The 22,852-nt window shown below is 44.0% G+C and carries 17 protein-coding genes, 4 tRNA genes and 1 pseudogene; 20 read left to right on the plus strand and 2 right to left on the minus strand.

The window, feature by feature from the left end; genetic code table 11:
• Window positions 1-35 precede the first annotated feature (35 nt).
• Together AB3F25_RS00190 and gltX are read right to left on the minus strand one after the other, a co-directional pair.
• Window positions 36-111: transfer RNA gene (locus AB3F25_RS00190), tRNA-Ala, on the minus strand.
• A 78-nt stretch (window positions 112-189) separates the two neighbouring features.
• A complete protein-coding gene (gene gltX, locus AB3F25_RS00195) occupies window positions 190-1,635 on the minus strand; it encodes a glutamate--tRNA ligase (RefSeq protein WP_373603536.1) in 1,446 nt (481 codons plus the stop codon).
• A gap of 184 nt (window positions 1,636-1,819) precedes the next feature.
• Here gltX and AB3F25_RS00200 point away from each other — a divergent pair.
• The 20 genes and pseudogenes from AB3F25_RS00200 (at window position 1,820) to cydC (ending at window position 22,636) form a co-directional block, all read left to right on the plus strand.
• Window positions 1,820-1,895, plus strand: a tRNA-Val gene (locus tag AB3F25_RS00200).
• Window positions 1,896-1,935: 40 nt separating this feature from the next.
• Window positions 1,936-2,011 (plus strand) — tRNA-Val (locus AB3F25_RS00205).
• A 61-nt stretch (window positions 2,012-2,072) separates the two neighbouring features.
• Window positions 2,073-2,148, plus strand: a tRNA-Val gene (locus AB3F25_RS00210).
• A 165-nt stretch (window positions 2,149-2,313) separates the two neighbouring features.
• Window positions 2,314-4,302 carry an OPT family oligopeptide transporter gene (locus AB3F25_RS00215; protein WP_373603537.1) on the plus strand — a complete coding sequence of 663 codons (1,989 nt, stop codon included), beginning with the start codon at window positions 2,314-2,316 and terminating at the stop codon, window positions 4,300-4,302.
• Between the two features lie 50 nt (window positions 4,303-4,352).
• The gene (locus tag AB3F25_RS00220) at window positions 4,353-4,763 is read left to right on the plus strand and encodes a hypothetical protein (protein ID WP_373603538.1); all 411 of its coding nucleotides are present in this window, start codon (window positions 4,353-4,355) and stop codon (window positions 4,761-4,763) included.
• Between the two features lie 111 nt (window positions 4,764-4,874).
• Window positions 4,875-5,738 carry a 3'(2'),5'-bisphosphate nucleotidase CysQ gene (cysQ, locus tag AB3F25_RS00225; protein ID WP_373603539.1) on the plus strand — a complete coding sequence of 288 codons (864 nt, stop codon included), beginning with the start codon at window positions 4,875-4,877 and terminating at the stop codon, window positions 5,736-5,738.
• Between the two features lie 73 nt (window positions 5,739-5,811).
• Window positions 5,812-7,296 (plus strand): glucose-6-phosphate dehydrogenase, encoded by a 1,485-nt coding sequence (zwf, locus tag AB3F25_RS00230; protein WP_373603540.1) that lies wholly within the window; start codon window positions 5,812-5,814, stop codon window positions 7,294-7,296.
• 89 nt (window positions 7,297-7,385) lie between these two features.
• Complete coding sequence (gene pgl / locus AB3F25_RS00235; protein WP_373603541.1) at window positions 7,386-8,087, plus strand: 6-phosphogluconolactonase; 702 nt, start codon at window positions 7,386-7,388, stop codon at window positions 8,085-8,087.
• 63 nt (window positions 8,088-8,150) lie between these two features.
• The gene (locus AB3F25_RS00240; RefSeq protein ID WP_373603542.1) at window positions 8,151-9,458 is read left to right on the plus strand and encodes an MFS transporter; all 1,308 of its coding nucleotides are present in this window, start codon (window positions 8,151-8,153) and stop codon (window positions 9,456-9,458) included.
• A gap of 13 nt (window positions 9,459-9,471) precedes the next feature.
• Window positions 9,472-9,642 (plus strand): annotated as a pseudogene (locus AB3F25_RS00245) (6-phosphogluconolactonase); the annotation flags it as partial.
• Window positions 9,643-9,676: 34 nt separating this feature from the next.
• Window positions 9,677-10,069: a GNAT family N-acetyltransferase gene (locus tag AB3F25_RS00250; protein WP_373603543.1), complete on the plus strand. Its 393-nt coding sequence runs from the start codon at window positions 9,677-9,679 to the stop codon at window positions 10,067-10,069.
• 128 nt (window positions 10,070-10,197) lie between these two features.
• The gene (locus AB3F25_RS00255) at window positions 10,198-10,656 is read left to right on the plus strand and encodes a virulence factor (protein WP_373603544.1); all 459 of its coding nucleotides are present in this window, start codon (window positions 10,198-10,200) and stop codon (window positions 10,654-10,656) included.
• Between the two features lie 102 nt (window positions 10,657-10,758).
• On the plus strand, window positions 10,759-11,478 hold the full coding sequence (locus tag AB3F25_RS00260) for a hypothetical protein (RefSeq protein ID WP_373603545.1): 720 nt from the start codon (window positions 10,759-10,761) through the stop codon (window positions 11,476-11,478).
• Window positions 11,479-11,680: 202 nt separating this feature from the next.
• The gene (gnd, locus tag AB3F25_RS00265) at window positions 11,681-13,135 is read left to right on the plus strand and encodes a decarboxylating NADP(+)-dependent phosphogluconate dehydrogenase (protein WP_373603546.1); all 1,455 of its coding nucleotides are present in this window, start codon (window positions 11,681-11,683) and stop codon (window positions 13,133-13,135) included.
• A gap of 248 nt (window positions 13,136-13,383) precedes the next feature.
• Complete coding sequence (gyrB, locus tag AB3F25_RS00270; protein ID WP_373603547.1) at window positions 13,384-15,804, plus strand: DNA topoisomerase (ATP-hydrolyzing) subunit B; 2,421 nt, start codon at window positions 13,384-13,386, stop codon at window positions 15,802-15,804.
• 119 nt (window positions 15,805-15,923) lie between these two features.
• A complete protein-coding gene (locus tag AB3F25_RS00275; protein WP_373603548.1) occupies window positions 15,924-16,202 on the plus strand; it encodes a type II toxin-antitoxin system RelE/ParE family toxin in 279 nt (92 codons plus the stop codon).
• A 9-nt stretch (window positions 16,203-16,211) separates the two neighbouring features.
• Entirely contained in the window at window positions 16,212-16,487 is a 276-nt protein-coding gene (locus AB3F25_RS00280; protein ID WP_373603549.1) for a HigA family addiction module antitoxin, read from the plus strand.
• A 169-nt stretch (window positions 16,488-16,656) separates the two neighbouring features.
• Window positions 16,657-19,095, plus strand: a complete 2,439-nt coding sequence (locus AB3F25_RS00285; protein WP_373603550.1) for a TonB-dependent hemoglobin/transferrin/lactoferrin family receptor — start codon at window positions 16,657-16,659, stop codon at window positions 19,093-19,095.
• Window positions 19,096-19,239: 144 nt separating this feature from the next.
• Window positions 19,240-20,985: an ABC transporter ATP-binding protein/permease gene (locus AB3F25_RS00290; RefSeq protein WP_373603551.1), complete on the plus strand. Its 1,746-nt coding sequence runs from the start codon at window positions 19,240-19,242 to the stop codon at window positions 20,983-20,985.
• On the plus strand, window positions 20,978-22,636 hold the full coding sequence (gene cydC, locus AB3F25_RS00295) for a thiol reductant ABC exporter subunit CydC (RefSeq protein ID WP_373603552.1): 1,659 nt from the start codon (window positions 20,978-20,980) through the stop codon (window positions 22,634-22,636). Before AB3F25_RS00290 ends, cydC begins: the two co-directional genes overlap by 8 nt.
• Window positions 22,637-22,852: the final 216 nt, after the last annotated feature.

Below are 22,852 nucleotides of genomic sequence, written 5' to 3' on the forward strand. Positions count from 1 at the left end.
AAAAAAGCAAGGCGACTAACCTTGCTTTGTAAAATTGGTGGAGATAATCGGGATCGAACCGACGACCTCTTGAATGCCATTCAAGCGCTCTCCCAACTGAGCTATATCCCCATAAGTGGTGGCTATGATAAATTCCGCCTCTTTGTCTGTCAATATTAAATTTTCAATTCAATGTTATCAGATTAAATATTAAGCGTTTTGCGCCTGAATAAAATCAATGGCATGTTGAATGCGATTTAATACGCGTTCACGCCCGATGCCTACGAGGGTGACGTCCATGGACGGTGATTGACCCGTACCGGTAACGGCGACACGCAACGGCATGCCTACTTTTCCCATGCCAACTTCCAATTCGGCGGCGGTTTGCTCAATGGCTTCGTGGGTGGAATGCAAATCCCAGCTAGAAAGTGTGGTCAGTTTTTCTTTTACTTTTTCTAGGGCTTCTACGGCACCGGCTTTGAAATGTTTTTTCGCGGCAGCTTCATCGAAAGTGTCAAATTCTTCAAAGAAATAACGGCTTGCCTGCGCCATTTCGCGTAAGGTTTTGCAACGATCCGCTAGCATATTAACGATTTCCGTTAATGCCGGACCGTTTGTGGTGTCAATACCCAGATCCTGATATTGCCACGCCAAGTGTTTTGCCACATACTCCCGCGGCAATTCACGAATGTAATGATGATTTAACCATAATAATTTTTCGGTGTTGAAGGCGCTGGCGGATTTACTGACGGAATGTAAATCAAACAATTCGATCATTTCTTCACGGGTAAAGATTTCTTGATCACCGTGCCCCCACCCCAAACGCACTAAATAATTGATAAGCGCTTCCGGTAAATAGCCTTCGTCGCGATATTGCATAACACTCACTGCGCCGTGACGTTTGGAAAGTTTTTGCCCGTCGTCACCGTTAATCATGGAAACGTGGGCGTACACCGGAATCGGCGCGCCGAGGGCTTTTAAGATGTTAATTTGGCGCGGCGTGTTGTTAATGTGGTCTTCACCGCGTACCACGTGCGTAATCCCCATGTCCCAGTCGTCGACTACCACGCAGAAATTGTAGGTCGGCGAACCATCGGTACGGCGGATAATCAAATCATCCAATTCGCTGTTGCTGATTTCAATGCGTCCACGTACCGCGTCATCAAATACCACGGAACCTTCCGTCGGGTTTTTAAAGCGTACCACGTGAGGTTCATCAGCCGAATGATGGGCATGATCATGCAAACAATGACGGTCATAACGTGGTTTTTCTTTGTTTTGTTCTTGTGTATGACGTAATGTGTCTAAACGTTCTTTGGTGCAGTAACAACGGTATGCCAAGCCTTGTTCGATCATTTGATCAATCACTTGATTGTAACGATCAAAACGCTTGGTTTGATAATACGGGCCGTGTTCCCAGCTGAGATCCAACCATTCCATGGCTTCTAAAATGGCTTGCGTCGCTTCCGGCGTAGAGCGCTCCAAATCGGTATCTTCAATACGCAACACGAATTCGCCGTGATTATGTTTGGCATATAACCAAGAATAAAGTGCAGTGCGCGCGCCACCTACATGTAAATAACCGGTCGGACTTGGTGCAAAACGAGTACGCACTTTCACGTTCGGATCCAAATCAAAAGGAGCATCTAATTTCATTTTTTATAACCTATATATTAATCAAGATATTGCGCGCTATTTTACTACGATTCGATTAGGACTGCGCGCGGTTATAAATAAAAAGCGAATTTTATGCTTATTTTTGCAACAACTAAGCGTTTTTTTAATAAAAAACGATTGACTGAATACGCATTATCCCTATAATGCCCATCCACAACATTAAGGGCGATTAGCTCAGTTGGGAGAGCACCTCCCTTACAAGGAGGGGGTCACTGGTTCGAGACCGGTATCGCCCACCACTTTTTCAAAGTATCTTAATGTTGTTAAGTTTGACCAAGCGGGCGATTAGCTCAGTTGGGAGAGCACCTCCCTTACAAGGAGGGGGTCACTGGTTCGAGACCGGTATCGCCCACCACTTTTCAAAAGTGTTCCTTCCGCACAAACTTTTTCTTTATTGTTTAAGCCTTGTCTTAAGTGGGCGATTAGCTCAGTTGGGAGAGCACCTCCCTTACAAGGAGGGGGTCACTGGTTCGAGACCGGTATCGCCCACCACTTAGCTAAGCGTTTAAATAGATATTCTCTAGTTTTTCACTAAAACATTTCATCATTCTTTGAATTTTTTCTAATGTAATTCAACAAATTTTTAAGGTTTCTTGAATTTCTGTCAGTTTTTTGACAAGGTGACGGCTTTCTTACTTATTAAACCTAGGAAATACTATGCCTCACTCAAATCTAAAAGAGCTCACGTTTCGAGGGATTATTCTCGGTGCGTTGATTACGGTAATTTTTACCGCCTCTAACGTCTATTTGGGCTTAAAAGTCGGCATGACTTTTGCCTCCTCTATTCCAGCCGCCGTAATTTCCATGGCTGTGCTGAAATTCTTCAAGGACTCCAGTATCTTAGAAAACAATATGGTGCAAACCCAAGCGTCTTCCGCCGGAACGCTTTCTTCGGTCATTTTCGTGTTACCCGGCTTGTTAATGATGGGGTATTGGAATGATTTTCCGTTTTGGCAAACCATGTTGATTTGTGCCGCCGGCGGTACTTTGGGCGTGTTGTTTACCATTCCGTTGCGCCGAGCCATGGTGGTAAACAGCGATTTACCTTATCCAGAAGGCGTGGCAGCCGCCGAAATTTTAAAAGCCGGCAACCATGAAAACGGCGATAGTGGCGTGAAAGATATTGCTTACGGTGGCGCATTAGCCGCACTGGTCGCGTTTTTAACCAACGGTTTACGCGTTATGTCCGACAGCGCTAGCACTTGGATTCAAGCCGGCAAGGCCGCTTTCCAGCTACCTATGGGATTCTCTCTGGCATTATTGGGAGCGGGTTATTTAATCGGTATCGTGGGTGGTATTGCAATATTAATTGGCACAATCCTCACTTGGGGGGTAGCGGTGCCGTTTTTTACTGCATCGGGAGATATGCCGGTCGGAGTGAGTTTAGTTGATTTCGCCATGGCGATGTGGAAAACCAAAGTACGCTTTATCGGTGTAGGAACCATCGGAATTGCCGCGATTTGGACATTATTAGTGTTAATGAAACCGATGGTACAAGGCATGGTGTACTCTTTCCGCATGCTCAAAGGGGAGCATGGCGAATCTGAGCACCGCATTGACATCGACCTTTCGCCGAAAAGCATGATTTATATTTTAATCGCGACCGTCGTGTTGATTGTAATTTCCTTACATCACTTCATCGCCGCGGCACCGATTGCACCGGAACTTTCCATTTTATTAGTGGTGGTTTGCACATTCTTGGCGGTATTTATCGGGTTCTTCGTAGCGGCGGCTTCCGGTTATATGGCCGGTTTGGTTGGTTCTTCATCCAGTCCGATTTCCGGTATCGGAATTCTTTCCGTAATTGTGATTTCATTAGTGCTTGTATCCATTGGAAATGCAGCCGGTTTATTTGAAACGCCGGACGGTCAAAAATTCTTAACTGCATTAACATTGTTTACCGCGTCTATTGTGTTGACGACTGCAACGATTTCTAACGATAACTTGCAGGATTTAAAAACCGGTTTATTGGTAGAAGCCACACCATGGCGTCAACAAGTCGCGTTGATTATTGGTTGCTTTGTGGGCGCGTTGGTCATCGCACCGGTACTGGAAATTCTTTATCACGCTTACGGTTTCAGTGGCGCCTTACCTCGTCCGGATATGGATCCAAGCCAAGCACTTTCTGCACCGCAAGCGACTATTATGACGACGATTGCACAGGGTATTTTCACCAATCAATTGGAATGGACGTATATTTTAACCGGCGTTGGCTTGGGTGCGGTGCTGATTTTAATCGACGCCTTCTTGAAAAAAATCAGCGACAAGACGTTCGCTTTACCGGTGCTTGCAGTGGGAATCGGTATTTATCTTCCGCCGTCTATTAATATGCCGCTGATTATTGGCGCGTTCTTGGCATGGTTCATCAATCGTCGTATCGCTAAACTCGGTGATAAACGCATTAGCGCCAAAGCTGAACGTTTCGGTACGCTTTTCTCGGCCGGACTTATTGTGGGGGAAAGCTTAATGGGAGTTATTTTAGCCTTTATTATTGCCGCTTCCGTGACATCCGGAGGTTCAGAGGCTCCGCTTTCGCTCAATCTTGAAAACTGGGACGCTATCGGTGAAGTGTTAGGTTTAATCGTGTTTATCGCGGGCCTTGCTATTTTCGCTTTTCGCGTATTACGCGCGAAAAAATCGGACTAATCGGTGAAATTATTTTAAAATAGGCTATTTCCCTAATAGCCTATTTTTTTATGAAAGCCTATTTAAAAGCCTTAATTCTTTTCCCTTTTATCGTTCAAGTATCGGCAACCGCATTACTCTATTTTTTAGACGCTGATCTTAACGCCTTACCGTTTGGCAATTATCTCATCGTTGCCTTTTTTTTCGCCACCGTACCTGCGTTCTTAATCGTGTTGTTTGCCGCCAAATTTCGTTATGTGCGCCATAACATCACATCCATTGTGTTGGCGACATCATTAATTTCGATTTGTTATTGTAACCTCGCGTCCTATTTTTATTTGCTTGTAGCTAACGAAAACGAACCGACATTTTGGCAATGGATTAGCGAAGGTGGCTTAGCCCTCGGTTTGTTAGGTGTTTGCGGCATGTTGTTTTACGCATTATTCGTGATGCCGTGGTTGTTGCCGAAGAATAGGTCGTAAACCGGTTGAAAATTAATTTTGCCGTACAAGGAAAATAACCGTGAATTGTACTGCCCAAATAGCACCACATTGACGGGAGCATATCCCGCCATCCGCTTCAAGGAGAACGTTATGCTACCGCTCAACGAACATCTGCTTAACCAAGTTCTACTGATTGCTTATCAGGCGGGTAAGCACCTCCGGCGTTTTTATCAGCAACAAGTTGAAGTACGCATTAAAGAAGACAACACGCCGGTGACGGAAGCGGATTTATTCGTCAGCCGATTCTTAACGGAAAAATTACGCGCACTGTTTCCCAACGTGCCGGTGCTGTCGGAAGAAAATTGCCGCATTCCGTTTGCCGAGCGGCAATATTGGCAAGAATATTGGTTGATTGATCCGCTCGACGGCACGCAACAATTTATCGATCGCACCGATCAATTCGCCGTACTAATGACCTTGGTACGCAAAAATAAACCGGCATTGAGCGTTATCCACGCCCCAATTTTATCCACCACTTATTATGCGCTGAAAGATTTCGGCGCCTTTAAAAAACAAGGCGAACAAGTCGTTAGGCTCACCGGCGGACTTTCAAAACAGCACCGCATTGAAGTCTCAAATGAGCACCGCATTGAACCCTCAAATCAGCACCGCATTGAACCCTTGAAAATCGCGGTCGGCGCGACGACTTCGCAAGAAAAAGTGCGTGCGCTGTTACCGCCGAATTTCCCGTGCGAATTCATCGTGTTCGGTTCCAGTAGTTTGAAAAGCGGCTTGGTGGCGGAAGGTGTGGCAGATTGTTACGTCCGCCTCGGCCGCACCGGCGAGTGGGATACCGCCGGTGCGGAAGTGTTGCTCGCTGAAACGGGCGGCACGATTTTTGATTCGCATTTTGCGCCGCTTACTTACAATCAACGCGAAACGCTAATTAATCCGCATTTCGTGATGGTGGCGGATAAATCGCGCGATTGGCGCGTCGTCTTTCAATTTAATTGATTGGTTCGATTGGTTTTTTTCGCTAGAATGGCGCACTATTTTGCACGTTACTCGGATATTTATAAGGAATATTATGCAAACTGATAATAATTGTATCGTCATTTTTGGTGCCTCCGGCGATTTAACGCATCGCAAACTTATTCCGGCGCTTTACAATTTGTTTAAAATCGGCCGTTTGAATGAACGTTTCTGTGTACTCGGAGTGGCGCGCTCCGATTTGAACGATGAAACTTTCCGTCAAAAAATGCGCGAAGCGCTACTCAACACCGAAGAAACCACGCCGGAAACCTTAGAGGATTTTTGTCGTCATCTTTATTATCAAGCCGTCAATACTTCTGATGCTTCCGACTACGGCAAACTGGTGCCGCGTTTGGATGAATTGCACGACCAACACCAAACTTGCGGCAATACGCTGTATTATTTATCCACCCCGCCAAGCCTTTATGGCGTGATTCCGGAATGTTTGGCAGAGCATGGTTTAAACAAAGAAGAGCATGGTTGGAAACGTCTCATTGTGGAAAAACCGTTCGGTTATGATCGCAAAACGGCGGAAGCGTTGGACGTTCAAATTCACCGCTTCTTTAAGGAACACCAAATTTATCGTATCGACCATTATCTCGGTAAAGAAACCGTGCAAAATTTGCTTGTGTTACGCTTCTCTAATGGTTGGGTTGAGTCACTTTGGAATCGTAATTTCATTGATTATGTGGAAATTACCGGTGCTGAAGCCATTGGTGTAGAAGAACGTGGCGGCTATTATGATGGCTCCGGTGCAATGCGTGACATGTTCCAAAACCACTTATTACAAGTTTTAGCCATGGTTGCCATGGAACCGCCCGCAATCATCAATGCGAACTCAATGCGTGATGAAGTGGCCAAAGTCATGCATTCTCTACGTCCATTAACGCAAGATGACGTTGAGCATAACTTAGTGCTTGGCCAATACACCGCAGCAGAAATTGATGGCAAAGAAGTCAAAGGCTATCTACAAGAAAAAGGTGTGCCTGCTAACTCTCGCACAGAAACCTTTATGGCCTTACGTTGTGAAATCGAAAACTGGCGTTGGGCGGGCGTACCTTTCTATGTACGTACCGGTAAACGCTTACCGGCACGTGTGACGGAAATTGTGATTCACTTTAAAACCACACCACATCCGGTATTCAGTCAAAATGCGCCTGAGAATAAATTGATCATCCGTATTCAACCCGATGAAGCGATTTCAATGCGTTTCGGCTTAAAAAAACCAGGTGCAGGCTTTGAAGCCAAAGAAGTCTCAATGGATTTCCGTTATGCTGATTTAGCCGATGACCAAGTCCTGACGGCTTATGAGCGCTTATTACTTGATGCGATGAAAGGCGATGCAACACTCTTTGCACGTACTGATGCGGTACACGCGGCATGGAAATTTGTGCAACCAATTTTGAATTACAAAGAAGCAGGCGGTCGAATTTACGAATATGAAGCCGGCACTTGGGGCCCTGTTGCGGCGGAAAAACTAATTGCCAAAGAAGGCAAAGTATGGCGCAAACCGAGTGGTTTGATGAAGAAAAAAGTTTAATTTAGTTAATCTCATGTAGGGTGGGCTTCAGCCCACCGTTCCTCTAACAGAATAAAAGGGTGGGCTAAAGCCCACCCTACGGAAAAACAATGAACTATATTACTTTCCCTACTGCTCAACATGCGGTGGAAAAAATTGCCCAAGAATTCGTGATTTATAGCCAAGCAAATCACCCCGTACACATTTCCTTGTCCGGTGGTTCTACACCGAAATTATTGTTTAAAACTTTGGCGCAAGCCCCTTACGCGGATGCCATTAACTGGAAAAACCTCCATTTTTGGTGGGGCGATGATCGCATGGTGCCGCCATCTGATTCCGAAAGTAATTACGGTGAAGTGCAAAAACTCTTGTTCGATCACATTCAAATGCCTGCTGAAAACATTCACCGAATTCGTGGCGAAAATGAACCGCACTTAGAGCTTAAACGCTTTGAAGAAGAATTAAGTGCGGTCATTTCTGACGGCGTTTTTGATTGGATTATCCTCGGCATGGGCGCAGACGGGCACACAGCTTCCTTGTTCCCGAATCAAACCAATTTTGCGGATGAAAATCTTGCGGTTATCGCCAAACATCCGGAAAGCGGACAGCTCCGCATTTCCAAAACCGCCAAATTAATTGAACAAGCCAAACGCATTACCTATTTGGTGACAGGCGAAGGCAAAGCGGAAATCCTCAAAGAAATTCAAACCACCCCGGCACGAGACCTGCCGTATCCGGCTGCGAAAATTTACGCGAAAAATGGTGTGACGGAATGGTATTTGGATAAAGACGCGGCAAAATTGTTAGCGTAGATGATAATTGCTTTGCCCGAGAATAAAACACATAAATATGATTTTAAGAGAGAACATAATTAAATGAATTTAAGAGAAAAAATCGATCAAAGCCCGATGGGTATTTACCAATGGGCGATTGTTTTGATGGCGGCCGTCATGAATTTTTTAGACGGTTTTGACGTGTTGGCTATTGCGTTTACCGCGACCAATATCAGCAAAGATTTCGGCTTGAGCAAAACCGAATTTGGGATGTTGGTGAGCGCCGGTTTAATCGGTATGGTTGTTGGCTCGATGGTATTAGCACCGCTTGCCGACAAGTTTGGTCGCCGTCCGATTCTTTTACTCTCGGTTGCATTTTCCGCCATCGGTTTAACTGTTTCAGGATTTTCAGTCAATGCGGAAATGTTGGCTTTTTCCCGTGTCATGACAGGCTTAGGTGTAGGCGGTATTTTGGTGGGAACCAATGTTATCACTAGCGAATATTCTTCTAAAAAATGGCGTAGTTTTGCGATTAGCGTATATGCCGCAGGTTTCGGAATCGGCGCAATGATCGGCGGGATGATGGCGAAATCTTTACAAGCTACTTATTCTTGGCATGCCGTTTATTTTGCCGGCGCACTGATGACCGCATTGGTTTTTATTATTTTATGGCTTTGGTTGCCGGAATCTATTGATTATTTAAATGCCAAACAGCCGCAAAATGCACGCGTACGCTTAAATCGAATCGCTCAAAAACTCGGCTTTGGTGGTGAATGGGAATTGGTCGTTAAACGAGCGGAAAATCAAAATAAACTACCGATTAGTGCATTGTTTGGCTCCAAATATCTTCGCTCAACCTTACTTTTATGGCTGTCGTTTTTTGCCATTATGTTCTGTTTTTATTTTATCAGTTCGTGGACGCCGGCATTGTTAAAAGAAGCGGGGATGACGGTGGAGGAAAGCATTAATGTGGGTATGATGATTTCTCTTGGCGGTGCGGCGGGCTCATTACTTTATGGTTTGATCGCAAGTCGCTGGGCAGCACGTAACGTATTGATTTTATTTACCATTAAATCTGCGCTAGCGATTGTACTGTTTATTTTGCTCAGCCATAATTTAGCTGTTGCAATGGTGCTCGGCGTAGTTGTCGGAGCATTAATCAACGGTTGTATCAGCGGGCTTTACACCATTAATCCGGCGACTTACGATGCCGATATTCGTAATACCGGGGTAGGCTGGGCAATCGGTGCGGGGCGTGCAGGTTCGGTTCTTGCTCCAACTGTTGCGGGAATGTTGCTTGATGCGGGCTGGGAAAAACAGTCACTTTATATTGCCGTAGCGGGTGTGATGTTAATTGCCACTATTGCGTTAGCGTTTAAGAAATCTCACGTGGAAATTAAACGGGTGTAATAATTGCCGTTGAGAACGGGAAAAACGCATTAGCTACTTGATAATATATGAAGGCAAAGCGGAAATCTTAAAAGAAATCTAAACCACTCCGGCAGAAGATCCCCCGTATTCGCCAGCTAAAATTCATGCGAAAAACGGCGTGACGGAATGGTATTTGGATAAAGCGGCGGCAAAATTGCTATAACGGATGGCATATCAGACATAGCGGGTTTCACGATATGATCGAATACAAAACCAACTTTCCTATTTCAGTAGAACAATTTATTGAACTGCTCAATAAGACCACTTTAGGCGCACGTCGTCCATTAGGTGATGAAAAGCGTGTGGCGGCGATGTTACATCATGCCGATTTATTGGTGACAGCTTGGGATGGTGAGTTATTGGTGGGTGTCGCCCGTTCGGTAACGGATTTTGCCTATTGTTGTTATTTGTCTGATTTGGCGGTAGACGAACAATATCAAAAACAAGGTATCGGCGTGCAGTTAATTGAACACACCAAACAGGCGTTATATCCACAAGCCAAAATTGTACTTTTATCTGCTCCGCAAGCGGTGGATTATTATCCGCATATTGGATTTACGCAGCATATGAGTGCGTGGACGAAGAGTTAAAAAATGCTTGAAAAAGTGACCGCATTTTTGTGTAGTAGGAAGATGGATTACTGATAGAGTACGCCTTATAGCCTGTGCTTGTAGATAAAGGCACACGTTGGGAAGGTGCGCTATCATAAGGGTGAAAAATGGATCGTACATTAATCGTTTTTGATATGGATACGCACTGCTTGGAAAGAAATTATCACAATCCAAGCTGGCGTAATGCTTATACGGATATTCAACGTATTTTAAAGAAACACGGTTTTACGAATATTCAAGGTACGGTGTATTTAAGTGATGTCGGCATTAAACAAGCCCATGGCACATTGGCATTGCAAGAGGTCGCCGCGCGCTTTGAATGGTTTTATCACTGCGCCTCCAATATTCAATTCTATGAATTAAAAGATGATTTTAACGCGCAATTTATTGTGGATGGCGTACAGCATGCGCGTGAAGCATTTCAACGTTCGCTTGATGGCTTACGCCAAGAATTATTACAAGCAGGTTTGCCGGCGAATAAGGTGGAAGAGATTGTGGGAAAACGCCAATTTTCATTGCAACAAATACAAGAAAACAGTGTGTCACAAGATAAGTATGAGAAATAGTATAAAATTTAACTCATAATTCGACCGCACATTTAGGTAGTAAGAAGATGGATTTCTGATAGCGCATGTTTCTTAACGTGTGCCACTGTGAGGGAACATAAAATGTTAAAAACTATAAAAAATATTTTTTGCAGTAAGGAATTCTTATCAACTCTTAGTACTGGTGTTATTTGTGCTTTTATTTCTTGGGGTATTACATATTGTATTGAAAATAAAAATAGAGAAATTAATCTTCGTCCTTTTCTTGAAATTGGAGTATCAAGGGTTAGTTATAACGATGGGCATTTTGGGTTGGTTATACGTAATACAGGAAAAGGACCAGCAATAATTACTGGAGGTTATATAAAAGCTGATAGTAAGATTTATTTAAAGGATATAGATTATAATATTTGGGATACTTTTTTACCTGAACTGAAGATTTATTCGGAAACATTTAATCAAATTTGGGATAACTCTGATGTATTTAGAGAATATTTTAAAAAAATCGGGTTGAATAAAGGTAATGCCTGTGGATTATTTTTTTCTTTCGATTATATTCCAATTTTAGAATCATCAATTAAAGATGGCGAAGATTTGGCTTTAATTAGTTATCCAACACAATATATTAATTCTAATATAGTAAAGAGTATTAGTTATAATATAGAAAAGAAATATTCCGATAGTGATATGTATCAAAAAATATATCAAGGTATTTATACTGAATGTAGATCTTCTTTTGAAAATATGGTTAGGAATGGAAGACTGAATATAAAATTAGAATACAGATCTTTGAATGACGATAAATATGAAACGGAAGATAAAAAAATTAAATTTTCCTTTTAACCCTTAGATAGCGCGCGTCTCCCGACGCGTGCTGATAACTTACTAAATTTGTAAGGCACGCGTCGGGAGACGCGCGCTAGCATCAATAAAAAACAATTAAAAAAACGACCGCACTTTTTGCGTGTGGTCATGTGGTGCAACTTGTTGCACCAACATATTCAAATCAGTACAACAACTTGTACCCTACAAACAGGAGAAAACAATGTCAGTAAAAGGCGACATCGGTGTTATCGGCTTAGCCGTGATGGGGCAGAACCTCATTTTAAATATGAACGACCACGGGTTTAAAGTGGTGGCGTATAACCGTACCACATCCAAAGTAGATGAATTTTTACAAGGGGCGGCAAAAGGCACCAATATTATCGGCGCTTATTCTTTGGAAGATTTGGCGAGCAAATTAGAAAAACCGCGCAAAGTGATGTTAATGGTGCGTGCGGGTGAGGTGGTGGATCAATTCATTGACGCATTACTCCCGCACTTAGAAGAAGGCGACATCATTATTGATGGCGGTAACTCAAACTATCCGGACACTAACCGTCGTGTGGCGGCATTACGCGAAAAAGGCATTCGCTTTATCGGCACCGGCGTTTCCGGCGGTGAAGAGGGCGCACGCCGCGGGCCATCCATTATGCCAGGCGGTAACGAAGAAGCATGGCCATTCGTGAAACCAGTATTACAAGCAATTTCCGCCAAAACCGACAAAGGCGAGGCTTGCTGTGATTGGGTGGGCAAAGATGGCGCAGGCCATTTCGTAAAAATGGTGCATAACGGCATCGAATACGGCGACATGCAATTAATTTGCGAAGCCTACCAATTCTTAAAAGAAGGCGTGGGCTTGTCTGACGATGAATTGGAAGCCACTTTCAAAGCATGGCGCAACACCGAATTAGACAGCTACTTAATCGACATCACCGCCGATATTCTTGGCTATAAAGATGAAGACGGTAACCGCTTAGTAGATAAAATTTTAGATACGGCAGGGCAAAAAGGCACAGGTAAATGGACGGGGATCAATGCCCTTGATTTCGGTATTCCGTTGACCTTAATCACCGAGTCTGTGTTCGCCCGTTGCGTGTCCGCCTTTAAAGATCAACGCGTTGCCGCAAGCCAATTATTTGGTAAAACTGTGGGAAAAGTGGAAGGCGATAAAAAAGAATGGATTGAAGCAGTGCGCAAAGCCTTGTTGGCGTCAAAAATCATTTCTTACGCACAAGGCTTTATGTTGATTCGTGAAGCGTCTGAAAACTTTAACTGGAACATCAACTACGGCAACACCGCCTTGTTATGGCGCGAAGGCTGTATTATTCGCAGCCGTTTCTTAGGCAACATTCGTGATGCGTATGAAGCGAACCCGGATTTAATCTTCTTAGGTTCTGACAGCTACTTCAAAGGCATTTTGGAAAACGCTATGGGCGAATGGCGCAAAGTGGTGGCAAAATCTATCGAAGTGGGCATTCCAATGCCATGTATGGCGTCTGCGATTACCTTCTTAGACGGCTACACTTCCGCCCGCTTACCGGCAAATCTGTTGCAAGCGCAACGTGACTACTTCGGCGCGCACACTTACGAACGCACCGACAAACCACGTGGCGAATTCTTCCACACCAACTGGACAGGGCGCGGCGGTAATACCGCATCCACCACGTATGATGTGTAATTCGTAAAAACACGCTGTAAATGGACCGCACTTTTGTTAAGGTGCGGTCATTTTTTTTCAAAATTATGCATAATTTCCGCTTTATCGAACATCCTAAATAGCACCGCATTGGAGCCGCTTTCAATGCGGTGCTATTTAGAGAGTTCGATAAACCTTCTGAATATTACTTAGCTTTTATTCCGTCGCCACCGCGCTGATTTTTTGCTATAATCGCGCACAATTTTTATTTACAAAAAACGAGAAAATTTATGTCAGAAACGACCAACGATAACTATGGTGCATCGAGCATTAAAGTATTGAAAGGACTTGATGCGGTGCGTAAACGTCCGGGCATGTATATCGGCGATACCGATGACGGCACCGGCTTGCACCATATGGTGTTTGAGGTGGTGGATAACGCCATTGATGAAGCCTTGGCAGGTTATTGCTCCGATATTATCGTCACTATTCATGACGATAATTCCGTCTCCGTGCAGGACGACGGTCGTGGCATTCCGGTGGATATTCATCCGGAAGAAGGCGTTTCTGCAGCGGAAGTGATTATGACCGTGCTTCACGCCGGCGGTAAATTCGACGACAATTCTTATAAAGTATCGGGCGGTTTGCACGGCGTGGGTGTGTCGGTGGTGAATGCGCTTTCCGATAAATTACAGCTGACGATTCGTCGCCAAGGTCATGTGCATGAGCAGTTCTACCATTTAGGTGAGCCGCAAGCGCCACTGACGATTATCGGCGAGACGACTGCAACCGGTACTACCGTTCGTTTCTGGCCAAGTTCGGATATTTTTGCCATCACCACTTTTGATTACAAAATTTTGGCAAAACGCTTGCGTGAACTGTCTTTCTTAAACTCCGGCGTATCCATTCGTTTAGTTGATAAACGCGATGGCACGGAAGATCATTTCCACTATGAAGGCGGAATTCAAGCCTTCGTGGAATATTTGAATAAAAACAAAAACCCGATTCACCCGAAACCGTTCTATTTTTCGGCGGAAAAAGACGGCATCGGCGTGGAAGTGGCGTTGCAATGGAATGACGGCGTGAACGAAAATGTTTACTGCTTCACCAACAACATTCCGCAACGCGACGGCGGGACGCACTTAGCCGGCTTTCGCGGTGCGTTGACCCGTAGCTTAAACAGCTATATGGAAAACGAAGGTTTGCTAAAAAAAGAAAAAGTCAGCACCTCAGGCGATGACGCGCGCGAAGGTTTGGTGGCGGTGATTTCGGTAAAAGTGCCGGATCCGAAATTCTCTTCGCAAACCAAAGACAAATTGGTGTCTTCCGAAGTGAAAAGCGCGGTGGAATCGGCGATGAATGAGAAGATGCAGGAATATTTATTAGAAAATCCGGCGGACGCGAAAATCATCGTAAACCAAATTATTATGGCGGCGCGTGCTCGAGAAGCGGCGCGTAAGGCGCGTGAAATGACCCGTCGTAAAGGGGCATTGGATATTGCCGGCCTTCCGGGCAAACTTGCCGACTGCCAAGAAAAAGACCCGGCACTTTCCGAACTTTACTTGGTGGAGGGTGACTCCGCGGGCGGTTCGGCAAAAGTGGGGCGAGATCGAAAAACTCAAGCGATTTTGCCTTTGAAAGGGAAAATCTTAAACGTGGAAAAAGCACGTTTCGACAAGATGTTATCTTCGCAAGAAGTGGGCACTTTGATTACCGCACTGGGTTGCGGTATTGGTCGTGACGAATACAATCCGGACAAATTGCGTTATCACCACATCATCATCATGACCGATGCGGACGTGGACGGCTCGCACATTCGTACGCTGCTTTTAACCTTCTTCTATCGTCAAATGCCGGAGTTGATTGAGCGCGGTTATGTGTATATTGCTCAACCGCCGCTTTATAAAGTGAAAAAAGGCAAACAAGAGCGTTACATTAAAGATGCAGACGAAATGGAGCAATATGAATTAACTCTTGCTCTTGATGGTGCGGAATTGCATATCAGCGAAAGCGCACCGGCAATGAATGCCCTTGTATTTGAAAAATTAGTGGCGGAGTTCAATGCGGTGCTGAAATTGATCGGTCGTTTAAGCCGTCATTACCCAACGCCGGTGATGCAGGGTTTAATTTACCAAGCACCGCTTTCGGCAGAGATGATGAAAGATCAAAGTGCGGTGGAAAATTGGGGAAAATCTTTTGTAGAACAACTGGAAACAAAAGAAACCGAAGCGCATCAATATTCTGTTCGCACCCAATTCAACGCAGAACGCCAAGTGCATGAAGCGGTGATCACCGTGCGTAAACATGGTATCGACAACGATTATTTCATCAACTTTGATTTCGTCAGTGGTAACGAATACGCCAAAATCGTCTCACTCAATAAGCAGTTAAACGGCTTATTGGAAGAAGGCGCATACGTCACCCGCGGAGAAAAAGTACAGCCGGTTCGCACCTTTGAACAAGCGGTAGAATGGCTCGTAAAAGAATCCCGTCGCGGCTTGGAAATCCAACGTTATAAAGGATTAGGCGAAATGAACGCTGACCAACTTTGGGAAACCACCATGGATCCAAACGCCCGCCGTATGTTGAAAGTGTCCATCAAAGATGCCGTTGCCGCCGATCAATTATTCACCACCTTAATGGGTGATGAAGTAGAACCACGCCGCGAGTTTATCGAACTTAATGCGTTGAGAGCGAATTTAGATATTTAATCTAAGAATTGGGTAAGAAATGACCGCACTTTGGGAAACTAAAGTGCGGTTTTTGTATCGTTACTATTTACAAAAAATAGACTTTTTTGTATAGTGTGACTTAACAAAAAGAGATTAACATGATAATTTCATTTAGACATAAAGGATTAAAACTATTTTTTGAAACAGGTTCTATTGCCGGTATTCAAGCAAAGCATGCAAATAAATTAAGATTGCAACTTGGTACGCTCAATAGCGCAGAGAATCCTTTTGCAATGAATGTACCAGGCTGGGATCTGCATAAATTACAAGGAAATCTAGAGGATTACTGGTCTGTAAAAGTGAATGGAAATTGGCGATTAACCTTTAAATTTGAAAATGGTCATGCTGAAATTGTTGATTATCAAGATTATCATTAGGAGGATGAAATGAGAATGCACAATCCACCGCATCCGGGTTTATTATTAAAAGAATATCTTGAAGGCTATAAAATCACAGATGTGGCAAAACGTTTAGGTGTAAGTCGTGTAACGCTTTCTCGTATTTTAAATGGAAAAGCGGCAATCACACCTGAAATGGCATTACGTTTTAGCCGGTTATTAACGAATACAACACCAAATTTGTGGTTGAATATGCAAAATAATTACGATTTATGGCAAGTTGAACAGAACCAACATTTTTCCATTTCGCCATTATTTGCTTAGTAAAAAAATAATGGTAAGAAATGACCGCACTTTACCCCTAATTAGGGAGCTAAAGTGCGGTCTTTTTTTGATAAAAATCACAAAATAAAAATAATTCTCAATTATATCTATTCTAATATAAATTAATTTTTTATAATTCGCCCGCTTAATTAATCTAAGGAAAGTCGTAATGAAACAAAATAAACTACTGGGTACAGCCTACAGCCTATTGGCTATAACTACGGGTTTGTCAAGTGTAAATTTAGCATGGGCTGAAGATCAATTAAATGAAATCAAAGTTGAATCTTCTGCGCCGGAAAATGATAAACCTTCCGTCGTTCGGAAAACCAATCGGGATATTCAACGAGAACTGATCAGGGACACAAGAGACCTGGTGAAATACACGACAGATGTCGGTATTGCGGATAACGGTCGCCGTTTAAAAGGGTTTTCCATGCGTGGTGTGGAAGGCAATCGCGTCGGTATTAGTGTCGATGGCGTATCGTTACCGGATTTTGAGGAAAATTCATTGTATGCCCGTTACGGCAATTTCAATAATTCCCGTTTGAGTATTGATTCTGAAATGGTGAAAAGCATTGATATTGTCAAAGGTTCCGATTCCGTCAATATGGGGAGCGGTTATTTGGGTGGCGGCGTGAATTATCGCACGATGAACGCAGAAGATTTAGTTTTCCCGGGAAATTCAGTGGGCGGTTTGTTACGTTCTGGTTACGCCGGTAAAAATCGTGAATGGGTAAATACGGCGGGCGTTGGCGCAACAAATGAACATTTTGATTTGGTATTAATGTATTCCCATCGTCGTGGACATGAATTTAAAAGTGCAGGTGGCGATATTACGCTTCGTCCTAGAAACAGATGGGATTCTGCTTATGATATTGCCAGACGTGCCGAGATCGGTGAAGCGCGTATTTATCCGGATCCGTCCAATCATCGAAACCACAGCTATTTAGCCAAATTAACCTGGAAAATTAATCCGCAGCATAAAGTGGGTGTTTCCGTTAATGGCCAACGTGGAAAGCGTTATACTTGGGAGTATTCTTATGCGATGAATACTAGTTGGCGTGAGGCGGATGATTATGAAAGACGCTTTAACGGTAATCTGTTCTATGAATGGAAAGCGGAGAATAATCCTGTCATCGGTTTAGTTCGTACCGATTTTGACTATCAAAAAATTGAAAACGGCGCGATAAATTATAAAGGAGATTATGAAAATATCGGTTCATGGCGCAATCCTAATTATGTGAAAGGCTCGTTGTTTCATGTGGATAACCGCAACATGAAAACCGAATATAAACGGGCGACATTAAGAATTGATTCGCAGCCGTTTACCCTGATTGGCGGGGAACATCTCTTGTCGTTTAGAGCCTATATTGCGCAACGTGATTTTAAAAATATCAATAATGATAAGGTATTAAATCCAAACGGTTCGGTGAGTAGCGAGCGTATTTATACGATTCAGCGTCCGGTAAAAACTGCTCAATACGGCTTTAGTTTAAAAAATGATACGTTTTGGAATGAGATTTTTTCGTCATTTATCGGTGTTCGTTACGATCATGAAAAATTAAAACCGCAGCCTTATGAAGATGGTGTTCCTTGTACACCGGCTTGTTTGCGGGCGGAAGAGCGGAACAAACCGAAAGACACGACTTTTGTTAATTGGAACGGCTTTATCGGGCTTGATGCACAGGTTAACCCAACTTGGAAAGTAGGCTATCAATTAGGCACAGGCTATCGTGTGCCGACCGCAACGGAAGTCTTTTTCACTTATGATAATCCGGCCGGTAACTGGAAAGCGAATCCAAATTTAAAAGCAGAACGCAGTATCAGTCACACCTTATATACACAGGCTAAGCATGATCTAGGTACACTGGATGCGAATGTGTATTACACCAAATATCGCAATTTCTTATTTGAACAAGAAACCACCGATATGTATTTCAACCCTCAATGTTCAGATCTTTATGATGGCCTTTACTGCCATAAATGGAGCCCTGCACCATTCCAACAAATGGTTAATTTAGACAGCGCCCGTATTTATGGTTTGGAAGTCAAAGGCAGTCTGAACTTAAATGAAGTCACACCGTTGCCGGAAGGGTTTAAATTGTCCGGTGCGATTGGTTACGCCAAGGGTAAGCTCTCAAACAATGACAGCCTGCTTTCTATTCAACCGCTTAAGTTAGTTTTTGGTTTGGATTATGAGGAACCGAATGAAAAATGGGGGATCTTTTCCCGCTTAACTTATCAACGGGGTAAAAAAGGCGGCGACGCAAAAATTACCGAAAGAGACAGCGTATGTACGCAAAATAACTGGTTCACTGATCTTTGCGAACGATGGGATGAAGTAGTAACACACCGAGAATACCGTTGGTTAAATAAATCCTATTGGGTCTTTGATATGTTTGGTTACTACCGTCCGGTTAAAAATGTGACGTTGCGTGCCGGTGTATATAACCTCTTTGATAAAAAATACCATACTTGGGACAGCTTACGCGGCATTAACTACCGCAGCACGATTAATACGGTAGATTATCGCTACGGCAACCAAGGCTTAGAACGTTTCTATGCACCGGGTCGTAATTTCTCGGCATCTATAGAAATCCGATTCTAATTAGACTTGCGTTACAGCACCGCATTGGAAGCTGCTTCAATGCGGTGCTATTTCGAGAGTGTAATATCTGCTTTGTTGCAATGACATGATTTTGCAAAAGTACGCATTTAACGCGTACTTCTTTTTATTTCAGGAGTAATCAATATGATGATCGACAAACGTCTCATCAACACTGTTGCCGACAGCAAAAAATGGATTGCGTGCACGGTGCTATGGAATTGGCTGGCGTTGGTAGGCGGTATCGTGAGTGCGGTGGCGTTTGCTTATGTGTTGCAAGCCGCGTTTTTGCGTGAACTGACAGCGCCAAGTGCGGTCGGTTTTGGGGGGATTTTAATTGCCGCTCTTGCCTTACGTGCCTTTGCCGGCAAGAAATCAGTACAAGCCTCTTATTTTGCCAGCACCCGCGTGAAGCACGAATTGCGTAGTTTGATTTATCGTAAACTGGCCGGAATGCCACTCAATCAAGTGAATCAACAATCCACCTCATCCATTATTCAAGTGGCTTCAGAAGGGGTGGAACAGTTGGAAATTTATTTCGGGCGTTACCTTCCGCAACTGTTTTACAGCCTACTTGCGCCGCTCACATTATTCTTTTTTCTCGTCTTTTTTAACGCGCCAACCGCATTAATTTTGCTTGTGTGCGTGCCGTTAATTCCCATGTCCATTATCGCAGTGAATAAAATTGCCAAAAAACTTTTGGCGAAATATTGGGCGATTTACGTGGGTTTAGGCAGTAGCTTTTTGGATAATTTACAAGGTTTAGTGACGTTAAAAATCTATCAAGATGACGGCTACAAAGCCAAACAAATGGATGCCGAAGCGGAACAATTCCGCACCATTACCATGAAAGTGCTGACCATGCAGCTTAACTCCGTGTCGCTGATGGATTTGCTCGCTTACGGTGGTGCAGCCGTCGGGATTTTGACTGCACTTTTGCAATATAAAGAGGCACAAATCAGCATTTTCGGCGTGATTTTGTTTATCTTGTTGGCTTCTGAATTTTTCATTCCGCTGCGTTTGCTCGGTTCGTTCTTCCACGTGGCGATGAACGGCAAAGCCGCTTCCGATAAGATTTTTACGCTTTTAGATACGCCGGTTGAAACCCAACAAAGTGTGGTGGATTTTGCAGCAAAAAATAACGTTCAAGTAGAAATCAAAAATCTACATTTTGCTTATTCCGCAGAAAAACCGGCAATTCAAGGTTTGGATTTAATTATTCAACCGAATCAACTCACCGTCTTTGTGGGCAAAAGCGGTTGCGGAAAATCCACCTTGGTTTCCCTGTTGATGGGCTTTTACAAACCGCAACAAGGGGAGATTTTGTTTAACGGACAAAACTCTGCCGAGATTGACCGCACTTCCTTCTACCAAAATGTTTCTTTGGTTAGCCACAGCAGCTATGTATTCAAAGGCTCGTTGCGCGACAATATGTTAATGGCGAAAACCGGTGCAACAGATGAGCAAATTTATCAATGTTTGGAACAAGTGAATTTAGCGAATTTTGTGCGCGAAAATGGCGGATTGGATATGCCGTTGTTAAGTCGTGGGACGAATTTATCGGGCGGACAAATTCAGCGTTTAGCCTTAGCGCGTGCGCTGTTGCATGATGCGCAAGTGTATATTTTTGACGAAGCCACCAGCAATATTGATGTGGAAAGCGAAGAAGTGATTTTGCAGTTCATCCAACAATTTAAACAACACAAAACCATTGTGATGATTTCTCACCGCCTTGCCAACGCCGTGAATGCGGATTGCATTTATGTGTTGGATAAAGGCAAATTGATTGAACAAGGTACGCACAGCGCCTTAATGGCAGAAAACGGCGCGTACTCGGCAATGTTCCAACAACAAAAATCTTTAGAACAAATCAGAGAGGTGGCACATGCGTAAGAATGGATTTTTAGTGATGTGGCAGTTGCTTGCGCTCGTTAAACCGCTCGCGCACATTATGGCGTTTACCATCACCATGGGCACGCTTGGTTTCTTGAGTGCGATTTTTATTATGGTATTGGGCGCGATGGGATTGAGCCATTTGCTTGGTTTTGAAGGGCATTTAAATTTCACCCAGATTTTGACCGCACTTATCGCCCTTGCGGTGGCGCGGGGAATTTTGCGTTATTTGGAGCAAATGTCCGGTCACTACATTGCCTTCAAATTGCTTGCGCTTTTGCGCGATAAAGTCTTTTCCGCGTTGCGTCGATTGGCGTTTGTGAAGTTGCAGGATAAACAAGCGGGGCAACTGGTTTCCCTTGTCACCAACGACATCGAATTGCTCGAAGTGTTTTACGCGCACACTATTGCGCCGATTATGATTGCGTTCTTTACGTCCGCGATTTTAGTTGCCGTGTTTGCGCATATTTCCGCGTGGTTCGCGTTGGTGGCGTTGATCGCTTATCTTTGCATTGGCGTGGTGTTGCCGATTATCACCACCAAACTCGCACGTGAAGACGGCAGAAAATACCGCGAACTGGTGGGCGAAATGAACGATTTCTTTTTAGACAGCGTGCGCGGAATGAAAGAAATCCAGCTCTTTGGCTATGCCAAACAACGTTTAGACGAAATCCAACAACGCAGTCAAGCCATCGACGGCGCGTTCCGTAAAATTAAAGATCAAGAAGCGAAAGTGCGTGTTTATACGGAAATTGCGGTTTCCGTGTTCAACATCATTATTTTGTTTACCGGGTTGATTTTATTTAGTCTGGATAAATTAGATTTTGCCGGTTTTCTTGTGGGCGTGATTTTGCTGATGTCGAGCTATGGCCCGGTGATTGCCTTGAGCAATCTTTCCAGTAATCTCTTGCAAACCTTGGCTTCCGGCGAGCGCGTGTTGAGCTTATTAGCGGAACAACCGGCGTTGAAAGACGTAGAAAATGCGGTCAATTTAACGGATGTTTCTGATATTGCGGTGGAAAATCTTGATTTTGCTTACGGCGAAGAACAAATTCTTTCCGGCATTAATTTGCAGTTGAAAAAAGGACAAATTCTCGGCATTCACGGTAGAAGTGGTAGCGGCAAAAGCACTTTGTTGAAACTGTTAATGCGTTTTTACGACCCGCAACAAGGGCAAATCCGCATTAACGGCGAACCGTTGGCGAACATCAATACCGCCAGCCTGCGCGACAATATGGCGTACATCACACAGCAAACCTATATTTTCAACGACACCATCGAAGAAAATATCCGCTTGGCGCATCGATCCGCCACGCAAGAACAAATTATCGAAGCAGCAAAACAGGCGTCTATTCATGATTTTATTATGAGCTTGCCGGAAGGCTACCAAACCAAAATGACGGAGCTTGGCGGCAATCTTTCCGATGGCGAAAAACAACGTATCGGTATCGCCCGTGCCTTCTTGCACAACGCGCCGATTATTTTGCTCGACGAACCGACCAGCAATTTAGACAGCTTAAACGAAGCCATCATTTTGCAATCTTTGCGGAATGTCAAAGCCGATAAACTCATTGTACTCGTCAGCCACCGACAATCCACCATGGCGATTTGTGATCAGGTGATTGGTATTGAGAGCGGAAGGATGTCATAGATAAGAAAGTCGGAGTGAATGGTTCAATCCTAAATCGATTCGGCTAGAACCTTGTCCCGCAAGGCTTCAATGCGGTGCTGATCGCGAACTGCGTTTTGCTTTGTCGATTTTGCGTGGCCATTATTTGTTCATGATGACTTGCTTTGAGGCCAATAAAAAAGGCGGTCATTTTTGACCGCCTCAAAAGTCGGACGATGATAAACTCAAGGACTGATC

Source organism: Aggregatibacter sp. HMT-949, assembly GCF_041734645.1.
GTDB lineage: Bacteria > Pseudomonadota > Gammaproteobacteria > Enterobacterales > Pasteurellaceae > Rodentibacter.

What these genes read in the sequence shown, in the direction of transcription:
- gltX (WP_373603536.1), bottom strand. Translation starts at nt 1,635, where the DNA reads ATGAAATTAGATGCTCCTTTTGATTTGGATCCGAACGTGAAAGTGCGT.
- AB3F25_RS00215 (WP_373603537.1), top strand. Translation starts at nt 2,314, where the DNA reads ATGCCTCACTCAAATCTAAAAGAGCTCACGTTTCGAGGGATTATTCTC.
- AB3F25_RS00220 (WP_373603538.1), top strand. Translation starts at nt 4,353, where the DNA reads ATGAAAGCCTATTTAAAAGCCTTAATTCTTTTCCCTTTTATCGTTCAA.
- cysQ (WP_373603539.1), top strand. Translation starts at nt 4,875, where the DNA reads ATGCTACCGCTCAACGAACATCTGCTTAACCAAGTTCTACTGATTGCT.
- zwf (WP_373603540.1), top strand. Translation starts at nt 5,812, where the DNA reads ATGCAAACTGATAATAATTGTATCGTCATTTTTGGTGCCTCCGGCGAT.
- pgl (WP_373603541.1), top strand. Translation starts at nt 7,386, where the DNA reads ATGAACTATATTACTTTCCCTACTGCTCAACATGCGGTGGAAAAAATT.
- AB3F25_RS00240 (WP_373603542.1), top strand. Translation starts at nt 8,151, where the DNA reads ATGAATTTAAGAGAAAAAATCGATCAAAGCCCGATGGGTATTTACCAA.
- AB3F25_RS00250 (WP_373603543.1), top strand. Translation starts at nt 9,677, where the DNA reads ATGATCGAATACAAAACCAACTTTCCTATTTCAGTAGAACAATTTATT.
- AB3F25_RS00255 (WP_373603544.1), top strand. Translation starts at nt 10,198, where the DNA reads ATGGATCGTACATTAATCGTTTTTGATATGGATACGCACTGCTTGGAA.
- AB3F25_RS00260 (WP_373603545.1), top strand. Translation starts at nt 10,759, where the DNA reads ATGTTAAAAACTATAAAAAATATTTTTTGCAGTAAGGAATTCTTATCA.
- gnd (WP_373603546.1), top strand. Translation starts at nt 11,681, where the DNA reads ATGTCAGTAAAAGGCGACATCGGTGTTATCGGCTTAGCCGTGATGGGG.
- gyrB (WP_373603547.1), top strand. Translation starts at nt 13,384, where the DNA reads ATGTCAGAAACGACCAACGATAACTATGGTGCATCGAGCATTAAAGTA.
- AB3F25_RS00275 (WP_373603548.1), top strand. Translation starts at nt 15,924, where the DNA reads ATGATAATTTCATTTAGACATAAAGGATTAAAACTATTTTTTGAAACA.
- AB3F25_RS00280 (WP_373603549.1), top strand. Translation starts at nt 16,212, where the DNA reads ATGAGAATGCACAATCCACCGCATCCGGGTTTATTATTAAAAGAATAT.
- AB3F25_RS00285 (WP_373603550.1), top strand. Translation starts at nt 16,657, where the DNA reads ATGAAACAAAATAAACTACTGGGTACAGCCTACAGCCTATTGGCTATA.
- AB3F25_RS00290 (WP_373603551.1), top strand. Translation starts at nt 19,240, where the DNA reads ATGATGATCGACAAACGTCTCATCAACACTGTTGCCGACAGCAAAAAA.
- cydC (WP_373603552.1), top strand. Translation starts at nt 20,978, where the DNA reads ATGCGTAAGAATGGATTTTTAGTGATGTGGCAGTTGCTTGCGCTCGTT.